Source organism: Mesorhizobium ciceri biovar biserrulae (assembly GCF_001618845.1).
Lineage (GTDB): Bacteria > Pseudomonadota > Alphaproteobacteria > Rhizobiales > Rhizobiaceae > Mesorhizobium > Mesorhizobium ciceri.
On the sequence record NZ_CP015064.1, the window covers coordinates 3,320,329 to 3,336,967 of the forward strand.

Sequence of the window (16,639 nt, forward strand, 5' to 3'; positions counted from 1 at the left end):
CCAGAGCCTTGCAACAGGCTTCGGCCGACGGGGCGGCAGCCGATAGCCCGGCAAACAAAAAGGGCGGCCCGAAGACCGCCCTTTCTTGTCGATCCGGCGAATGCCGGGCTCGGTTATTCCTTGATGGTGACGACGATGCCGGCACCGACGGTGCGGCCGCCTTCACGGATAGCGAAGCGCAGCTTCTCTTCCATGGCGATCGGCACGATCAGCTCGACATCGACCGTGATGTTGTCGCCCGGCATCACCATCTCGGTGCCTTCCGGCAGCGACACGATGCCGGTCACGTCGGTCGTGCGGAAGTAGAACTGCGGACGGTAGTTGGTGAAGAACGGCGTGTGACGGCCACCTTCGTCCTTGGTCAGGATGTAGGCTTCGGCCACGAACTTCTTGTGCGGCTTCACCGTGCCCGGCTTGGCCAGAACCTGGCCGCGCTCGACACCTTCACGATCAACGCCGCGCAGCAGCGCGCCGATGTTGTCGCCAGCCTGGCCCTGATCGAGCAGCTTGCGGAACATTTCCACGCCCGTGCAGGTCGTCTTGGTCGTCGGACGGATGCCGATGATCTCGAGTTCCTCGCCGACCTTGACCACGCCGCGCTCGACGCGGCCGGTCACGACCGTGCCGCGGCCCGAGATCGAGAACACGTCTTCGATCGGCATCAGGAACGGCTTGTCGAGCGGACGGACCGGCGTCGGGATGTAGGCATCGACCGCAGCCATCAGCTCGCGGATCGCGTCTTCACCGATCTTCTTGTCCGAGTCTTCGAGAGCAGCCAGAGCCGAACCCTTGACGATCGGAATGTCGTCGCCGGGGAATTCGTTCTTGGTCAGAAGCTCGCGAACCTCGAGCTCGACCAGTTCGAGCAGCTCGGCGTCGTCGACCTGGTCGACCTTGTTCAGGAACACCACGATCGACGGCACGCCGACCTGACGGGCCAGCAGGATGTGCTCGCGGGTCTGCGGCATCGGGCCGTCGGCAGCCGACACGACCAGGATCGCGCCGTCCATCTGCGCGGCGCCGGTGATCATGTTCTTCACATAGTCGGCGTGGCCGGGGCAGTCGACGTGAGCGTAGTGGCGGTTGGCCGTCTCGTATTCGACGTGAGCCGTCGAGATCGTGATGCCGCGCGCCTTCTCTTCAGGGGCAGCGTCGATCTGGTCGTAGCGCTTGTATTCGCCAAAATACTTGGTGATCGCCGCCGTCAGCGACGTCTTGCCATGGTCGACGTGGCCAATCGTGCCGATGTTCACGTGAGGCTTGTTACGCTCGAATTTACCTTTTGCCATTGTCTCTTTCCTTGGACGGCCCGGATCTTCAGTTCGGTCGAAGACCTTCAGTTCAGTCGAATGCGGGGCGATTAGCGACAAAGGCCAAAAAACACAAGCGTCTTTTGGCCGGGTGCCGTCTCACTCAGTCCGAACCATCGATCCGATTGCGGGGATGTGGCGCTGATATAGGAAGGCTCCGGGCAAAATGAAGGGGTAGCGGGCCGACCGATCGAGGCCGCGAAAGCGCCGGCTTGCTTGCCCAGCCCTGTCTGAATCATGGCCAGGCCATGGACCATTGCCGCCGCCATCCGCCTCTGATCTTGTGGCCGGATGCATTTCATCCCTGCCTCTATCCGCGGCCCGCTGTTCATGATCGTCTCGACGGGGTCGTATCTCGTCAACGACACGATGATGAAGCTCGCGACGGCGGGCCTGCCGTCTTATGAGGTGCTGTTTCTGCGGGGTGCCGCGGCGGCCCTCTGGGGCTTCCCGCTGCTGTTCGCGCTGGGCTACGGCAAGCAGATCCCGCTGATCTTCGACAAGCGCGTCCTGAGCCGGAACGTGCTCGAACTGGCGGCGATCCTTTGCTATGTGGTCGCGCTCGCCAACATGCAGATCGCCGATTCCACCGCGCTCGGCCAGATCACGCCGCTCTTGATGCTGGTTGGCTCCTCGATCCTGTTTGGCGAGCGGATCGGCGGCCGGCGCATGGCGCTGATCGGGCTCGGCTTCGTCGGCGCGCTGATGGTGGCACAGCCGACCATGCAAGGCATTTCGGTCTATGCCCTGCTGGCGCTCGGCAACGCAGCCCTTGCAGCGGCGCGCGACCTAGCCGGCCGGCGGGTCTCGGCCGAGGTGCCGGGGATGATCGTGGCGATTTCCGCCGTCGTGGTGGTGCTGATCGGCGCCGGCGCCGCGCATCTTGTTTCCGAGCGCTGGGTCATGCCCGGGGCGCATCACCTGCTGCTGATGGCAGGTGCTGGATTCTTCCTGATCTTCGGCCACTTCTTCATCTTCATGGCCTATCGCGTCGGACCGACCAGCGCCGTGGCGCCGTTCTACTATTGCTTCACCGTCTGGGCGGTCATTTCGGGCCTGCTGGTGTTCGGGCAATTCCCCAACACATTGGCGGTCTGTGGCATCCTGCTGGTCGTCGGCAGCGGACTGACCATCGTGTCGCTGGATCAGCGCCAGCGCCGGTTGGCCGTCGTCGCCTAGCCTCGTTTCATTGCGGGAACGCCGATCTTTGTTTTCGCCGCCCCGATGCCATAGGCAAGCCACTGCCGGGCATACCGGCCTGAAGCCGGTCTTGCCTTCAGAAACTCGAAACCTCAGACGATCCGCAGGCGCCTAAAGCGTCCGCCTTGCGCTGAACTGATGGTAGGCCCACAGAACAACCACCGCCCCGATGACGGCAACGATCAGGCTGTAGATGTTGAGACCGGTGACGCCAGATGCGCCGAAGGCACTGAAGATCAGCCCGCCGACAATGGCGCCGACGATGCCCAGCACGATATCCATTATGACACCCTGGCCGGTCTTGTTGACGATCTTGCTGCCTATGAAGCCGGCGACCACGCCGAGAATGATCCAGCTGATGATACCCATTTTTTCCTCTCCATCCCCTCGCCAGCCGAACATTTTCATATGATTGTCAAAACCTCAAGCCAGCTTGAAATTCCGCCCGAATGCTTCATTGTTGAGGAGGGGTCGGGCCTTGGTCGCTATGGAGGATCCACGATGGGACTTTTTGACAACGCCGTTCCCGGCGGCAACATCACCAAACCCCTGATGATCGCACTCGGCGCATTGCTGGTCGGCAAGATGCTGAGCGGCAGAAGTGCCGAAGAACCGGAACAGTCTCCCGTGCCCGCTCCGACCGCCCCCGTCCCGACGGAAACCACATCCGCCGACGGTGGCCTGCTGGGCGGCCTGGGCGGACTGCTCGAAAAGCTCCGGGACGCCGGTCACGGCAACACCGCGGACTCCTGGGTCGGAACCGGCCAGAACCAGTCGATCAACGCCAACGATCTTGGCGCCGCGATCGGACCGCAGATCATCCGCGAGATCGCGCAACGGACCGGACTGGACGAGCAGGAACTGCTCAAGCAACTGTCCACCGCCCTGCCCGGCATCGTCGACAAGCTGACGCCGAACGGCCAGGTGCCGCAGCAGCACCAGGTCGCATCCGCGTTCAACAGCTGACGCGGCGCAGCCACGACAATTGGAGCGCTGCGCTTCGTGCGCAGTGCTTCGGCTTGCCGGTGATGGGATGAGTGTCTGGAGCGGGTAGCGGGAATCGAACCCGCATATTCAGCTTGGAAGGCTGCTGCTCTACCACTGAGCTATACCCGCGCCTTACCTGAAGTACCGGATTCATCCGAAAAGCGCCATGCACTTTTCGGTCCGATTCTTGTCGCGTTTCAGGCTTCCGGGCCGGCAGTGGTGGAGAGGGTTGGATTCGAACCAACGTAAGCTAAGCTAACGGATTTACAGTCCGTCCCCTTTAACCACTCGGGCACCTCTCCAGTCTGCCGCCGGAGCCATGCAACGAGGCATTCACGCCGATCCGGACCCGAGTTATGTGTTCTCCGAAACCAGCGCAGCGCCTTATGGCGGCAAGGCCATTGGGTGTCAACCGCGCAGCCAGCGTTTTTCGATGTTGTTCGCCGGCTGTGACGGCGGGCCATATCCTTGGCCGGAGGACACCGCTATAGAAGCCAGCCATGAGCGATAAAACCAACACCCCCAAAGACACCCATTACGCCAAGCTGCGCCGCGCCTATCGCGACGAGAAAAGCGGCGGCGCGCCGGCGTTCCGGCCTCGACAGCCGGTTCCGCCGGGCGAAAATGCCGCGGACGGACTGGTGCGGCTCTACGGCCTGCACACGGTTCGCGCCGCACTCGACAATCCGCGCCGCAAGATCAGGAAGATGCTGGTGACGCGCAATGCGGCCGAGCGCCTCGAAATCGCCGATCTCGCCGCCCTGCCCTTCAAGACGGAACTGGTCGAACCCAGGGATATCGACAAGATCACCGGGTCGGATGCCGTGCATCAGGGTGTGCTGATCGAGGCCGAGCCGCTTAAAGCCAAGCGGCTCGATGCGCTTGGTGACGCGAAGCTGGTGCTGGTGCTCGACCAGATCACCGACCCGCACAATGTCGGCGCCATCCTGCGCTCGGCGGTCGCCTTCGGCGCCGGCGCGCTGATCACCACGGCCCGCCACAGCCCGCAGGAATCGGGCGTGCTGGCGAAATCCGCCTCGGGCGCGCTGGAGCACATCGACCAGATCGAGGTGAAGAACCTCGCCGAAGCGCTCGGCCAGCTGCACGAGGCCGGCTTTCGCACCATCGGGCTTGATTCGGACGCGCCGGCCGAACTCGAAAAGAGCTTTGCCGGAGAAAAGATCGCACTGGTGCTGGGCGCCGAGGGCAAGGGCCTGCGCCAGAAGACCCGCGAGACGGTGACCACGCTGGCGCGGCTCGACATGCCCGGCGCCATCCATTCGCTCAACGTATCGAATGCCGCAGCGATCAGCCTTTACGTGGCACGGGCATTTTTGAAGCGCGGCTAAGCCAAAAAACCATCTCGACGAGAAACGGGTCCCGACAGACGCCGGAACCCGTTCTTCGATGGGCCAGGAGTTGGCGGCTTGGGAACGTTGCGCCGCCCTCTCCTGACCTATGCCGCTTTGCCCCGGGTGCCGGCAGCCTCGCTGCCGACCTCGAAATCGGCCATCCTCTCCAGCGCCCTGACCAGGGCCGAATGATCCTCCTTGGCGCCGCCATTGGCCGCGCAGGCGTTGAACAGCTGCTGCGTGGTCGACGTGTTGGGCAGCGACACGCCGAGCGCTTTCGCGCCCTCCAGCGCGAGGTTCAGATCCTTCTGGTGCAGTTCGATCCGAAAACCCGGGGCGAAGGTGCGCTTGACCATACGCTCGCCATGCACTTCCAGAATGCGCGAAGCCGCCAGCCCGCCCATCAGCGCCTGCCTGACCTTGGCCGGATCCGCGCCGGCTTTCGAAGCAAAAACAAGCGCTTCGGCGACGGCTTCAATGGTCAGCGCAACGACGATCTGGTTGGCCACCTTGGTGGTCTGGCCAACGCCGTTGGGGCCGACCAGAGTGATGTTCTTGCCCATCTTCTCGAACACGGGCTTGGCGCGCTCGAAGGGTTTCTCCTCGCCGCCGACCATGATGGTGAGCGACGCCGCCTTGGCGCCAACCTCGCCGCCCGAGACCGGCGCGTCGAGATAGTCGCAGCCTAGATCCTTGATTTTACTGGCAAAAATCTTGGTCTCGATCGGTGAGATCGAGCTCATGTCGATGACCAGCTTGCCTTTGGTCAGACCGGACGCGACGCCGTTCTCGTGAAACAGCACATCGGCGACCTGCGGTGTGTCGGGCACCATCAGAATGATGATGTCGGCGGCCTTCGCCACGGCAGCATGGCCGGTGACTGACGTTAGGCCCTTGGCGACGAGATCGGCTGAGAGTTTCGATCGATGGTCGCTGGCTATGACCCTGTAGCCCGCGTCCAACAGGTGCCCCGCCATCGGTGCGCCCATGATGCCGAGGCCGATGAAGCCGATGGTTTCCATTTTGGTTCTCCAGTTGCTTGTGTGAAACGCCCCCTCATCCGGCCGCTAGCGCGGCCATCTTCCCCCGAGGGGAGAAGAGAAGCCGACGTTGGTGCCTGTCTCTTCTCCCCACCGGGGAGAAGGCGGCCCGAAGGGCCGGATGAGGGGGCGCGGCGTTGGCTAGGCCGCAGCACTTCCCTGCCTGGCTAATGCTTGAAACCACCCCAGCCCAGCCTCCGTCCCGGCCTTCGGCTTGTATTCCGCCCCGATCCACCCCGAATAGCCGATGCGGTCGATTTGCTCGTACAGGAAGGGAAAATTGATCTCGCCCGTCCCCGGCTCGTGACGGCCTGGATTGTCCGCAAGCTGGATATGCGCGATGCGGTCGAGGTTTGCCTCGATGGTACGGGCGAGATCCCCCTCCATGATCTGCATGTGATAGATGTCGTATTGCAGGAACAGGTTCTTCGACCCGACACGGTCGATAAGCGCCAACGCCTGGTCGGTATAATTGAGAAAAAAGCCCGGGATATCGCGCGTGTTGATCGGCTCGATCAGCAGCCTGATGCCGGCCTGCTCCAGCTTTTCCGCCGCGAAGGCGAGGTTTTCGGCAAAGACGTCCTCCAGCACCTTGCGATCGGCGCCGGCGGGCGCGATGCCGGCCAAGCAATTGACCTGCTGGCAGCCGAGCGCCTGCGCGTAGGTGATCACCTTGGCGATGCCCTGGCGGAATTCCGGCACGCGGTCCGGCAGCACGGCAATGCCGCGTTCGCCCTTGCCCCAGTCGCCGGCCGGCAGGTTGAACAGCACCTGGGTCAGGCCGTTCTTCTTCAGCCGGGCGGCGACGACATCGGGCGCATGGTCATAGGGGCCGATATATTCGACGCCCTTGAAGCCGGCGCGGGCGGCGGCATCGAAACGGTCGAGGAACTCGTGCTCGCCAAAGAGCATCGAAAGATTGGCTGAAAAACGCGGCATTCTTTTTCTCCTTTTCTCCGCCAAGCCTAATCCAGCATGACGATCGACGTCGGCGCATCTTCGTGGCTCTCGGCAAGCTCCTCGAATTCGGTGATCTTGTCGATCTCGGTGCCCATCGAGATGTTGGTGACGCGTTCGAGGATGAATTCGAGGACAACCGGAACCCGGTGTTCTTTCATCAACCGCTGCGCCTCCTTGAAGGCACCGGCGAACTCTTCCGGCTTGCGCACCCTGACCGCCTTGCAGCCCATGGCCTCGGCGACGGCAACATGGTCGACGCCGTAGCCGGCCTCGGGATCGCCTGCCCGGTTGATGTTCTCGAAGGCAAGGTCGACCTCGAAGTCCATCGAAAAGCCGCGCTGCGCCTGGCGGATCAAGCCGAGATAGGCGTTGTTCACGACGACATGGAGATAGGGCAGCTTGTGCTGGGCGCCGACCGCCAGTTCCTCGATCATGAACTGGAAATCATAGTCGCCCGACAGCGCCACGATGGTCCGGTCGGGATCGGCGGCGCGCACGCCAAGGGCAGCCGGCAAGGTCCAGCCGAGCGGGCCGGCCTGGCCGCAATTGATCCAGTTGCGCGGCTTGTAGACATGCAGGAACTGCGCGCCGGCGATCTGCGACAGGCCGATCGTGGTGACGTAGGTGACGTCGCGGCCGAACGCCTTGTTCATCTCCTCATAGACACGCTGCGGCTTCAGCGGCACCTGGTCGAAATGCGTCTTGCGCTTCATCGTCTTCTTGCGAGCCTGGCATTCCTTCGCCCAGCCGGACCAGTCGCGCAGTCTGCCTGCCGTCTTCCACTCGGTGGCGACGTCGAGCAGCATCTTCAGCGCAGCACCAGCATCCGAAACGACGCCGAGATCCGGCGCGAAGACACGGCCGATCTGCGTCGGCTCGATGTCGACATGGATGAATTTTTTGCCCTTGGTATAGACATCGACGGAGCCGGTGTGACGGTTGGCCCAGCGGTTGCCGATGCCGAAGACGAAATCGGCTTCCAGCATCGTCGCATTGCCATAGCGGTGCGAGGTCTGCAGCCCGCACATGCCGGCCATCAGCCGGTGGTCGTCGGGGATCGCGCCCCAGCCCATCAAGGTCGGGATGACCGGCACGCCTGAAATTTCCGCGAATTCGATCAGCAGGTCCGACGCATCGGCGTTTATGATGCCGCCGCCGGCGACGATCAGCGGCTTTTCGGCGGCGTTGAGCATCGTCAACGCCTTTTCGGCCTGGGCGCGCGTCATGGCCGGCTTGAACGGCGTCAACGGCTCATAGGCATCGATGTCGAATTCGATCTCGGCCAGCTGGACATCGACCGGCAGGTCGATCAGCACCGGACCCGGCCGCGACGAGCGCATCAGGTGAAAGGCTTTCTGCAGCGCCATGGGGACGAGATAGGGCTCCATGACCGTGACCGCCCATTTGGCGACCGGCGCGGCAATGGCTGATATGTCGACGGCCTGGAAATCCTCCTTGTTCAGCCGCGCCCGCGGCGCCTGGCCGGTGATGCACAGGATCGGAATGGAATCAGCGGCGGCCGAATAGAGCCCGGTGATCATGTCGGTGCCGGCCGGACCCGAAGTGCCGATGCACAGGCCGATATTGCCTGCCTTGGCCCGGGTAAAGCCTTCCGCCATGTGCGAGGCGCCCTCGACGTGACGGGCAAGCACGTGGCGGATCGTTCCCCTCGCCTTCAGCGCCGAATAGAACGGATTGATCGCCGCGCCCGGCACGCCGAAAGCGCAGGAAATGCCTTCCTTTTCGAGAACGAGAACCGCGGCATCGACAGCGCGCATCCTGGCCATTTTACAGCCCTCCACGGGGTTTGTCATTGTTGGATTGGCGGAGGATGCCAGCACGCCGGCTATTTTTCAATTTTTTCAGAATATTTTTTCATTTATAGAAAACGACGGCTATGCGCTGATTTTGTTGGATTTTCCGTTTTCCAGCAATTCGGCCGGCGATATCAGTGAAAAATTTTTTCATTGTGCATTTGGCGAAATCGGTCGAGAATGACGCCATGGAAACCACGGAAAAACGCCAGCGCGGCCGGCCGCGCGCTTTCAATGGGCCGTCGGAAGCCAGTTCGGTGCAGTCGCTCGATCGGGCGCTGAGAATCCTGGCCATTGTCGCGGAAGGCAGCGGCCTGTCGCTGAGCGAAATATCGGCGCAGAGCGGGCTTGCCGCCTCCACCGCCTACCGCATGCTGACGACGCTGCAAAACCACGGAATGGTCGAATTCGACACATCAGACCAGTTGTGGTCGATCGGCGTCGAGACCTACCGTATGGGCGCGGCCTTCCTGCGCCGCCGCAAGCTGGTCGACCGCGCGCGTGTCGTCATGCAGGAGCTGATGGAGAGAACCGGCGAGACCGCCAATCTCGGCGTCGCCGAGGACGATTGCGTGGTCTTCGTCAGCCAGGTCGAGACGCATCAGGCGATCCGCGCCTTCTTCCGGCCGGGCACGCGCAGCCCCTTCCATGCGTCCGGTATCGGCAAGGCGGTGCTGGCGCATCTCGAGCCGGAGCGCGTCGGAACCATGCTGCGCAAGGCAGGCCTGCAGCGCTTCACCGACAGGACGCTGTCCGACATTTCGGCGCTTGCCCACGATCTGGCGCGGATCAAGCAGCGCGGCTGGTCGGTCGACGACGAGGAGCGGCACCCCGGCATGCGTTGCGTGGCAGCCGCCATCTTCAACGAATTCGGCGAGCCGATCGGCGGCGTTTCCGTGTCGGGGCCGACGGTGCGGGTGACGCCGGAGCGGCTGGCCGAGATCGGCCCGCTGGTGCGCGATGCGGCAGCCGAGGTGACCAGGATGATCGGCGGCCTGCGAGCCGGCTGATCAGCCCGCCCCGGGCAGCGCGCTCCTGGTCGCGATATCGAAGAAATCGAGAAGGATGGCCATGCCGACGCCGCAGGCGGTGAATATCAGGCCGGCCATGAAGATGCGGTTGGCGCGTTCATAGATGCGCCGCTGCAGGCATTTCGTGTCGAGCAGCAGCGAGAGCGCCCGCATCTGCAAGGCAATGCCGGCCAGGATCGGCAGGACGGCGACAAGATGGTAGGTCTGCCACGGGATCGGGTTGGCGGCCCAATGGGTGATGAAGCCCAGCGAAAACGCCAGCAGGATGCCGACGGTGGTGACGGTGCCGTTGCGGAAAACCGTTTCGACCAGGTCTTCCCTGGGGTCCTGTTCGTCCAAGGGTCTCTCCCCGCGTTTCGCGGTCCAGGATAGACGCTCGGAAAATCTCTGTACACTGTCCGATCTGTCGCCGGACCAATCCCTTCAGTTCTGCGCTGAAGCGGCCGATGGAGCACGCACCGCTACCATCCAGACAACAGAAGAGGGGCTCGCATGGGCCCCTCTGTTGCTGAACGGGTCCTCCCCTCAGAGACGGCAATAGTGGCGGTATCCGTCGTGGCCGAGATAGGTATCGGAGTCCGCGTCGTAGCTGGCATAGCGATCGTAGCAGCGGCGGACATGCCACGAGCCACCGCCTTCGTCGACATAGACGGTGCGCGGCTGGGCGAGCAGGCTGCCGAGGACGAAGCCGCCGACGCCGGCAGCAATGCCGATGCCGATTTCGCGGTTGTGGTGATGGCTGTGGGCGGCCGAAGGCTGCACGGTGCCGGCCAGCGTGGCGGCGGCGACGGCGGTGGCGATAAGGCCGGAAACGAGTGTGTTCTTGAACATGACGATCTCCTTGCTTCGTTGACCGAGGCGATCCATCCGCCTCTTGATCATCTGTCGTCACAGCCAGGAAAAAGGTTCGAACTTTTTTTGATTTTTCTGGAGCTGGGAAATCGGATGGACCGAGGTCCACGCTGACGGCGACTGGAAAGGGTTGGCGAGGACGTTGATGCGGCCAATCTCCCCCACTTGCTGGGGGCTATGCCATGCACATATCTGCTATGACTGGGGTGACTGATCGGCCCGAGGCCCGATTGCCGGGTGGGTCCCCCAATCCGTCGCTGCTTCGCAGCGCCACCTTCCCCCCTCCGGAGGGAAAGGAAAGGAGCGTTGGTGGGCGAGCGTTGGCTCGGCGAAGCCGAGACGGAGCGGGACCAGCGCCGCATAGGCAATGCATGCGCCAAGCTGCCATGCACTCTATCGCCAAAGACCAGTTGCTTGGAAATGTGTGCATGCCGTAGCTTGCGGGGATCAGCAGCTTTGCCGCCCGACTTCACAAGGTGGTCGCCGAACGCAAAAAGGGCGGCCGAAGCCGCCCTCTTGGGGAATTGGGTCCCTCCATCAAAGGAAAATGATCACCCTGCCGTGCCTGTGGTGATGGTTGTGGTGGTGGTTGTAGTGCTTCCACCAGAACTTCTTGAAGTGCTTCTTGTGATGGTTGTGGTGGTGATGATGATGGCCATGCATGCCGTGGGCTGACGACGTGCCGACAGTGCCGGCGAGCGCGCCGGTGGCGACGAAGATGGCGACGAGGCCCGAGGTAAGAGTGCGCTTGAACATGATGATCTCCTGGATCTTTTGATCGAGGCGACCCATTCGCCTCTGACCATCAGTCGGCGCGGCGCAGCAAAAGGTTCGATAGGTGGAGGAGATTTTTTGTGGGGTGCCGCTGAAGCCAGCGCGGCGACGGCAAGGACACCAATGACCCGTCGCCCCCTATTCCCCTATTCCCCTATTCCCCTATTCCCCTATTCCCCTATTCCCCTATTCCCCTATTCCCCTATTCCCTCACCTCACCCCATCCCCGTGACATGGCGCAGCCAGAACGCCAGCGCGATGAAGCCGATGATGGTGGTGACGCCGGTCCAGTCGACATTGGCCTTCTTCACGTCGCTGATGATCTTCACCAGCAGCATCCAGGCCACGAAGATGATCGGGAGAATGATGACAAATCTGATCATGCGACACCCTGCTCGAAGCGATTGCACCCTTCCCTAGATGTAGGAAGCAATCCGGCGGTTTTCAGGATGCCCTCGCCGACGGCCCATGCGGCATGCCGGGAAAAACGGAGTTTTGTCTTTACTGGCGCAACAAATATGCTAACCGGAGCGCCGTGCCCTTGTAGCTCAGCTGGTAGAGCAGCGGTTTTGTAAACCGAAGGTCGGCGGTTCGATTCCGTCCGGGGGCACCAGCACAATGCAAAAACCATAACATTTTCAAAAGCTTAGAAAACAAGGTTCGGGTTCGATCCACCGCTTATCCACCTGGAATTTTTCATTTGCCAACGCGAGTATCCGCCCCAGAGCATCACCGTATCCGGATCATCCTCTTCGTCCTCCTCCGGCTCGTAAGGTTCCGGCGCCACCAGCAAATCGATTCGCCTAAGGTCAGTCCCTCCCATTGGCGCATCGAGCGAGAGCGTTTTGAAGGTGTCATATTTGTGGATAGTGTGCTTGGTGCTAGGTTGCCAAATATTCAGCCTGGCTCAGATTTGGGAATATTGGGGGGACGTCACTTTGATCCGCATTTTGGTCGCACTCGCCGCCGCAATTTGCTTCGCGTCTTCGGCGGCTTCGGCAGGACAGGACAATATCCACTTCCTGGTCGGGATGCCCGATGCCAAGTTAAATTTGGCCGCTAAAATGGCAGGTAACCTCAACGGCGTTATGCAAAGGTGCCGGCTGAGGCCTACAGAAGATGGAAAAGCTATCATTGCTGTCCCTGTGCTTTTGTACGAGGGGATAGAAAAACACCTGACGCCTAATCCTCCTAAGTTCCGGAAGGCCATTCGCACCTATGAAAGAGCTTACGCCATGCGGTCCAGAGAGCGGGAAATTGCCAGGCTGAGAAGGCCAAATACCCGGGACTTTACCGATAGATGGCTGAGAAGGGACCCGGACATTGGGCGAGTCACCGCCCTGCGCGCCGCCGCCTAACTATGGCGTCGACGGCATCCTTCCTGATTGCTGCGGATTGAGCCGTCCGGTATACCCATCGGCATTCTTCACGAACACAGCTGCAAGCCTGATCCGTGCGGCAGCGGCTTCATTGAAGATCAGAACGGCACCCTTCCACGCTCCGCACTTGAATTTCTCGATAATGCCCGCATCGAAGCCTGACGCGGAAGTATTGAGCTCTTCGAGGGATGCCTGCTTGCACCGGCCATCCCGATACCTATTTCGCCGAATTCAGGCGCAGCAACTTAGCCTACGGGTGTGACTTCCTAGCTATATACAAAGTTGCAGGCTCATCGATATAAGGCGATTGGCGATTTTGATGGGGATTTCATGAAAGCTTTTTTGCTCGCTTCATTCGTTGCGCTTTCCGCGGCTCCGGCCATGGCTGCCGATATGACGATCGCTCCTGTCGATACCCCTGAATGGACCTGGCAAGGGCCATACGCCGGCGTATTCGGTGCCGGAACGTTGGAACACTACAAGATCTATGGACCGGGCGCCCAGGCTGGCGCAACGCATAATGTCGGCTCGGCAACGGTCGGCGGCTTTGCAGGCTATAACCTCCAATCCGGCAAGATTGTCTATGGCGTCGAAGGCGAGCTTGGCTACCGCTTCAAGAAGAACACCTTCGACGATATTCCAGGCCCAGGCGTCCTTGACGCCTCCACAGGTTTGTTCGGATCCGTAAAGGGTCGCGTTGGCATGGACATGGGAGCCTACATGCCGTTCGTCACGGCTGGTGTAACCGCTGCAAAGCTGAAGACATTCTACCCAGGTGGAAACGCTGAGCGGGATGCCACCTTGGTCGGTGGTATTGTTGGAGCAGGCATCGACGTCGCGCTCACACACAACGTGTTCTTGCGCGGCGAATACGACTTCTCCTTCTTCGGCAAGAAGTCGCTTGAATATTGTGGCGGCGGATGCACGCTGGAACACACGCTTCAGACGCACGATTTCCGCGTCGGCATCGCGATGAAGTTCTAACTGTTCAGCGCGTCTCCGACTTTGACGCCCTCCGCGGGAATGGCAAGACCAAGGTCCAGCTTGTGAACGGCATTCCGCGGGCGCAATGTCGCCGCGAACCCGACGGCTAGGGGCCTGGATCGCAAATAGTTTGCCGTTCAGGCCCTTCGTTCGTTCGGGACCATGCCCATCTGCGCGCCATCCCTTCGTACCAAACCGTACGTTGAATCCTTCTTGGGTCACGCGTGACAAGAGAGTAAATAAATCCTTTCGCAGGAAGGGAGGCCGCGATGGCAGAAACGCATATAGAAGTCGCACGCGCGGTTATAGAAACCAGCTTTCGGTTGCGGCACCATTCCCTGGCCGGAACTGCCTCATTTCGCCGTGATATGGACCACTCCCGACGCGCAATCGAGGCCTCGCGCGAACTGCTCAAGCGCCTTCGCCAACGTCATCGCGATGACATGGCCCGGGAGGGAGATCCGGAGCCAGGTCCTGTTGCCGTCTCGGCCTTCGATGCCGACATTCTCCGCTCGGCGTTTCGAAACCTGGTCAGGGAAACAGGCGTTCCCGAGTGTGAATGGCGCCACCTGGCTGAAAGCCTGGTCCGCGAATATGTCGGGTGCGAGCAGGTTAACGTTGGCTTGTTGGACTGGATTACCCACAAGTAGTCAGCGGTATAAATTGCGTACCAACGCAAAACAGCCCGCCCCGCCCACATTGCCGGTGACACGAAACGGGCTGCGGAAGCCCGCATGCGATGCTTCCTGCAATCCAACTTTGGGCGAGTACGGATGTTCCGTTAGTTTCTGCTGAAAGGCGGTACATTCTGCTGCCGTGGCCATTCGACAGTCACTGGTAGGGTAGACCCGCCGCTCCATTTGCGAAGCGACGGGCTCTCGCCCACCCCATACCTGTGAAAGCAATTTAGATGCCAAAAACTTTTGACCCGTTATGGGGCACAGCCGTCGCCTTGCCAGTCGGTCCTACCAGTGCCCTCTCGTCGCTCTGCCTCGACATTGATAACCATGTACATCATGCCGGCTCGTTGGCTGCGATCACAAATTGTCGGATTCGTACGAAGCAGAGTTCTGTACGATTCCAACCCTTTAACTTTGTACACCCCTGTTTTGTAATTCGGCGGCTGAGGGGACGCCGTGCATCAGGTTGCATTTCACTGTCAATCGCGCGCCAGAGGGCGTATATTTTTTAAATCGTCTGCACGTGTCTACGGGCGCAGACGGCAGGGAGATTGGAAAGCTCTTGCCCCAAGCGGGATTGAGCTATGACCAATCCAGAGAACGATTCCTACAGAAACCAATTGTTGCGCAGGCTTGACCCTGGTGACCTGGGGCTTTTGCAGCCACACCTTGAACTGTGTGACCTCGAGCCGAAAACGACCTTAGAGAAAGCCGATTCGGAGATCGAGACGGTGTACTTCCTGGAGGACGGCATCGCTTCTGTGGTCGCGACGGCTTCAGGTAAGGAAGCCGAGGTGGGCCTTGTCGGCTTTGAGGGAATGACCGGTGCCGCGCTCGTGATGGGCGCTGACTATGCGGCGCATCAATGTTACGTTCAGTCGGCCGGCAGCGCTTTCAGGATGGGAACCGAACCCTTCAAGGAGGCTCTTGCGAACAGCCCAACGTTGCGCCTGTTCCTGTTGCGCTATGTCCACTACTTCCACATACAGACCAGCTATACGGCCCTGATCAACGCAAAATCAAACCTTGAAGAGCGGTTGGCGCGCTGGCTTCTAATGTGTGACGATCGGGTCCACGGCGAGCGCCTTGCGATCACCCATGAGTTTCTCGCCGTCATGCTTGGAGCAAGACGCCCAGGCGTTACCGTTGGGCTGCAAGTTCTGGAAGGACGTGGTTTCATCTATTCTCGACGTGGCGAAGTGCACATCAGGGACCGCAGCGGACTTGCGGCCTGCGCAAACGGCACCTACGGCAAGCCAGAAGCCGATTACGTTCGGCTAGTTGGATTATAGCGCTCCAAGCATGCCGGACGTAGGCCGCGGTGATCCAAGCACCTGCGCCTCGCGCCAGCAATACAGCCCGTCCCGCCCATATTGCCGGTGACACGAAACGGCTGCGGAAGCCGCGATCCGATGCGATTGCAATCCAACCCTGGGCGCGCACGGATGTCCCGCAAGCTTCATATCCCGTGCGTCAGCACAAGATAAATAGCGGGGACGAGCATCAACCAGCCGCTCAGTCCAAGAACCACCAAGATGGCCATGCGCTCTGTTCGCCTGACAAGGTCGGCAATGTTTTCTTTGTCCGGCAAAGCGACGGAGGCCACAAACCCGGGCGCACGATCATCGTTGCCATTTCCCGGTTGGTTCGCGCTGCCACTCTCATTCGATCTCTGGACCAATGTCATTGTGATCGTTCACCGAAAAGAATCTAAACCGGCCCGTTCTCGGCGCGTGAGCCGGAACGGGCCGAGGCGGGAAATCAGTTAAAATCGAAGGACGACCGAAGGACCACGTCGGCGGTAGCACCGGACGCGACGGCGACCATGCCGCCAATAACTGCGGCAAACCCGTCTCCAGCCCCGCCGGCGGCGGTGGGGACGGTAGTGCCAGTCCCGATGGTAGACTTGCTGCACTTCTGCCTGTGCGTCTTCTTCAAAGGTCTCTGTTTGTGGCGTCTCAAGTTCATCGAGGATGCCGTGTCCGGCCCCTGGAACACCCGCCATTGCGTCAGTTGGGCGGACAGCGCTTGCAAGGGCCGCTGCCCCGGCAACGCCAAACATTGCAGTCAAGAAGGATCGCCGATCCATAATAAACCTCCCAAGGTACATGTGCTAGAAATGCGCCCACGCCTGCCGAATGAGCATGCATGGGCGCACGGTGAAATACAGGACCCGCCCGCCGCCGAAGCAGCTCACGGGTCCTATCAGCGCAGGAAGGGACGTAGCTGCGCCGATCCACGCCATGTCAGCCAAGAACGACCCCCATCACCAGGAA

At 61.0% G+C, this 16,639-nt stretch carries 17 protein-coding genes and 3 tRNA genes; 9 read left to right on the forward strand and 11 right to left on the reverse strand.

Going from position 1 to position 16,639, the window contains the following annotated elements; genetic code table 11:
- Positions 1-113: 113 nt before the first annotated feature.
- Positions 114-1,289 carry an elongation factor Tu gene (gene tuf / locus A4R29_RS15430; RefSeq protein WP_013531404.1) on the reverse strand — a complete coding sequence of 392 codons (1,176 nt, stop codon included), beginning with the start codon at positions 1,287-1,289 and terminating at the stop codon, positions 114-116.
- Positions 1,290-1,601: 312 nt separating this feature from the next.
- Between tuf and A4R29_RS15435 the strand changes: the two genes are divergently transcribed.
- Entirely contained in the window at positions 1,602-2,489 is an 888-nt protein-coding gene (locus A4R29_RS15435) for a DMT family transporter (protein ID WP_027163678.1), read from the forward strand.
- 132 nt (positions 2,490-2,621) lie between these two features.
- On the opposite strand, the gene A4R29_RS15440 is transcribed toward A4R29_RS15435, so the two are convergent.
- Complete coding sequence (locus tag A4R29_RS15440) at positions 2,622-2,879, reverse strand: GlsB/YeaQ/YmgE family stress response membrane protein (protein ID WP_013531402.1); 258 nt, start codon at positions 2,877-2,879, stop codon at positions 2,622-2,624.
- Between the two features lie 132 nt (positions 2,880-3,011).
- Here A4R29_RS15440 and A4R29_RS15445 point away from each other — a divergent pair, with 132 nt between their 5' ends.
- Complete coding sequence (locus tag A4R29_RS15445; RefSeq protein ID WP_024505802.1) at positions 3,012-3,476, forward strand: YidB family protein; 465 nt, start codon at positions 3,012-3,014, stop codon at positions 3,474-3,476.
- A 76-nt stretch (positions 3,477-3,552) separates the two neighbouring features.
- Here A4R29_RS15445 and A4R29_RS15450 read toward each other — a convergent pair.
- Positions 3,553-3,626: transfer RNA gene (locus A4R29_RS15450), tRNA-Gly, on the reverse strand.
- An 88-nt stretch (positions 3,627-3,714) separates the two neighbouring features.
- Positions 3,715-3,799: transfer RNA gene (locus tag A4R29_RS15455), tRNA-Tyr, on the reverse strand.
- A 198-nt stretch (positions 3,800-3,997) separates the two neighbouring features.
- On the opposite strand from A4R29_RS15455, the gene rlmB reads away from it, so the two are divergent.
- Positions 3,998-4,846, forward strand: coding sequence for a 23S rRNA (guanosine(2251)-2'-O)-methyltransferase RlmB (gene rlmB / locus A4R29_RS15460; RefSeq protein WP_027163677.1), 849 nt, complete (start codon positions 3,998-4,000; stop codon positions 4,844-4,846).
- A gap of 107 nt (positions 4,847-4,953) precedes the next feature.
- On the opposite strand, the gene A4R29_RS15465 is transcribed toward rlmB, so the two are convergent.
- The 3 genes from A4R29_RS15465 to gcl all read right to left on the reverse strand — a co-directional run bounded on the left by A4R29_RS15465 (position 4,954) and on the right by gcl (position 8,636).
- On the reverse strand, positions 4,954-5,871 hold the full coding sequence (locus tag A4R29_RS15465; protein ID WP_063172283.1) for a 2-hydroxy-3-oxopropionate reductase: 918 nt from the start codon (positions 5,869-5,871) through the stop codon (positions 4,954-4,956).
- 159 nt (positions 5,872-6,030) lie between these two features.
- Positions 6,031-6,828, reverse strand: a complete 798-nt coding sequence (otnI, locus tag A4R29_RS15470; RefSeq protein ID WP_063172284.1) for a hydroxypyruvate isomerase — start codon at positions 6,826-6,828, stop codon at positions 6,031-6,033.
- 26 nt (positions 6,829-6,854) lie between these two features.
- Positions 6,855-8,636 carry a glyoxylate carboligase gene (gcl, locus tag A4R29_RS15475; protein ID WP_063170247.1) on the reverse strand — a complete coding sequence of 594 codons (1,782 nt, stop codon included), beginning with the start codon at positions 8,634-8,636 and terminating at the stop codon, positions 6,855-6,857.
- Positions 8,637-8,851: 215 nt separating this feature from the next.
- On the opposite strand from gcl, the gene bhcR reads away from it, so the two are divergent.
- Positions 8,852-9,673, forward strand: a complete 822-nt coding sequence (gene bhcR, locus A4R29_RS15480; RefSeq protein ID WP_063172285.1) for an HTH-type transcriptional regulator BhcR — start codon at positions 8,852-8,854, stop codon at positions 9,671-9,673.
- On the opposite strand, the gene A4R29_RS15485 is transcribed toward bhcR, so the two are convergent.
- From A4R29_RS15485 to A4R29_RS33150, 4 genes are all read right to left on the reverse strand, one after another.
- On the reverse strand, positions 9,674-10,033 hold the full coding sequence (locus tag A4R29_RS15485) for a hypothetical protein (protein WP_013531395.1): 360 nt from the start codon (positions 10,031-10,033) through the stop codon (positions 9,674-9,676).
- Between the two features lie 186 nt (positions 10,034-10,219).
- Positions 10,220-10,525: a BA14K family protein gene (locus A4R29_RS15490; RefSeq protein WP_013531394.1), complete on the reverse strand. Its 306-nt coding sequence runs from the start codon at positions 10,523-10,525 to the stop codon at positions 10,220-10,222.
- A gap of 558 nt (positions 10,526-11,083) precedes the next feature.
- Positions 11,084-11,302 (reverse strand): hypothetical protein, encoded by a 219-nt coding sequence (locus tag A4R29_RS15495; protein WP_013531393.1) that lies wholly within the window; start codon positions 11,300-11,302, stop codon positions 11,084-11,086.
- A gap of 233 nt (positions 11,303-11,535) precedes the next feature.
- Positions 11,536-11,703, reverse strand: coding sequence for a hypothetical protein (locus tag A4R29_RS33150; protein ID WP_013531392.1), 168 nt, complete (start codon positions 11,701-11,703; stop codon positions 11,536-11,538).
- A gap of 154 nt (positions 11,704-11,857) precedes the next feature.
- Between A4R29_RS33150 and A4R29_RS15500 the strand changes: the two genes are divergently transcribed.
- The 5 genes from A4R29_RS15500 (at position 11,858) to A4R29_RS15520 (ending at position 15,655) form a co-directional block, all read left to right on the forward strand.
- Positions 11,858-11,933, forward strand: a tRNA-Thr gene (locus tag A4R29_RS15500).
- 325 nt (positions 11,934-12,258) lie between these two features.
- Positions 12,259-12,678, forward strand: a complete 420-nt coding sequence (locus tag A4R29_RS34645) for a hypothetical protein (protein ID WP_167355178.1) — start codon at positions 12,259-12,261, stop codon at positions 12,676-12,678.
- 351 nt (positions 12,679-13,029) lie between these two features.
- Positions 13,030-13,683 carry an outer membrane protein gene (locus A4R29_RS15510; protein ID WP_063172287.1) on the forward strand — a complete coding sequence of 218 codons (654 nt, stop codon included), beginning with the start codon at positions 13,030-13,032 and terminating at the stop codon, positions 13,681-13,683.
- Positions 13,684-13,952: 269 nt separating this feature from the next.
- A complete protein-coding gene (locus A4R29_RS33160) occupies positions 13,953-14,333 on the forward strand; it encodes a hypothetical protein (protein WP_013531389.1) in 381 nt (126 codons plus the stop codon).
- Positions 14,334-14,947: 614 nt separating this feature from the next.
- A complete protein-coding gene (locus tag A4R29_RS15520; RefSeq protein ID WP_013531388.1) occupies positions 14,948-15,655 on the forward strand; it encodes a Crp/Fnr family transcriptional regulator in 708 nt (235 codons plus the stop codon).
- Positions 15,656-16,639: the final 984 nt, after the last annotated feature.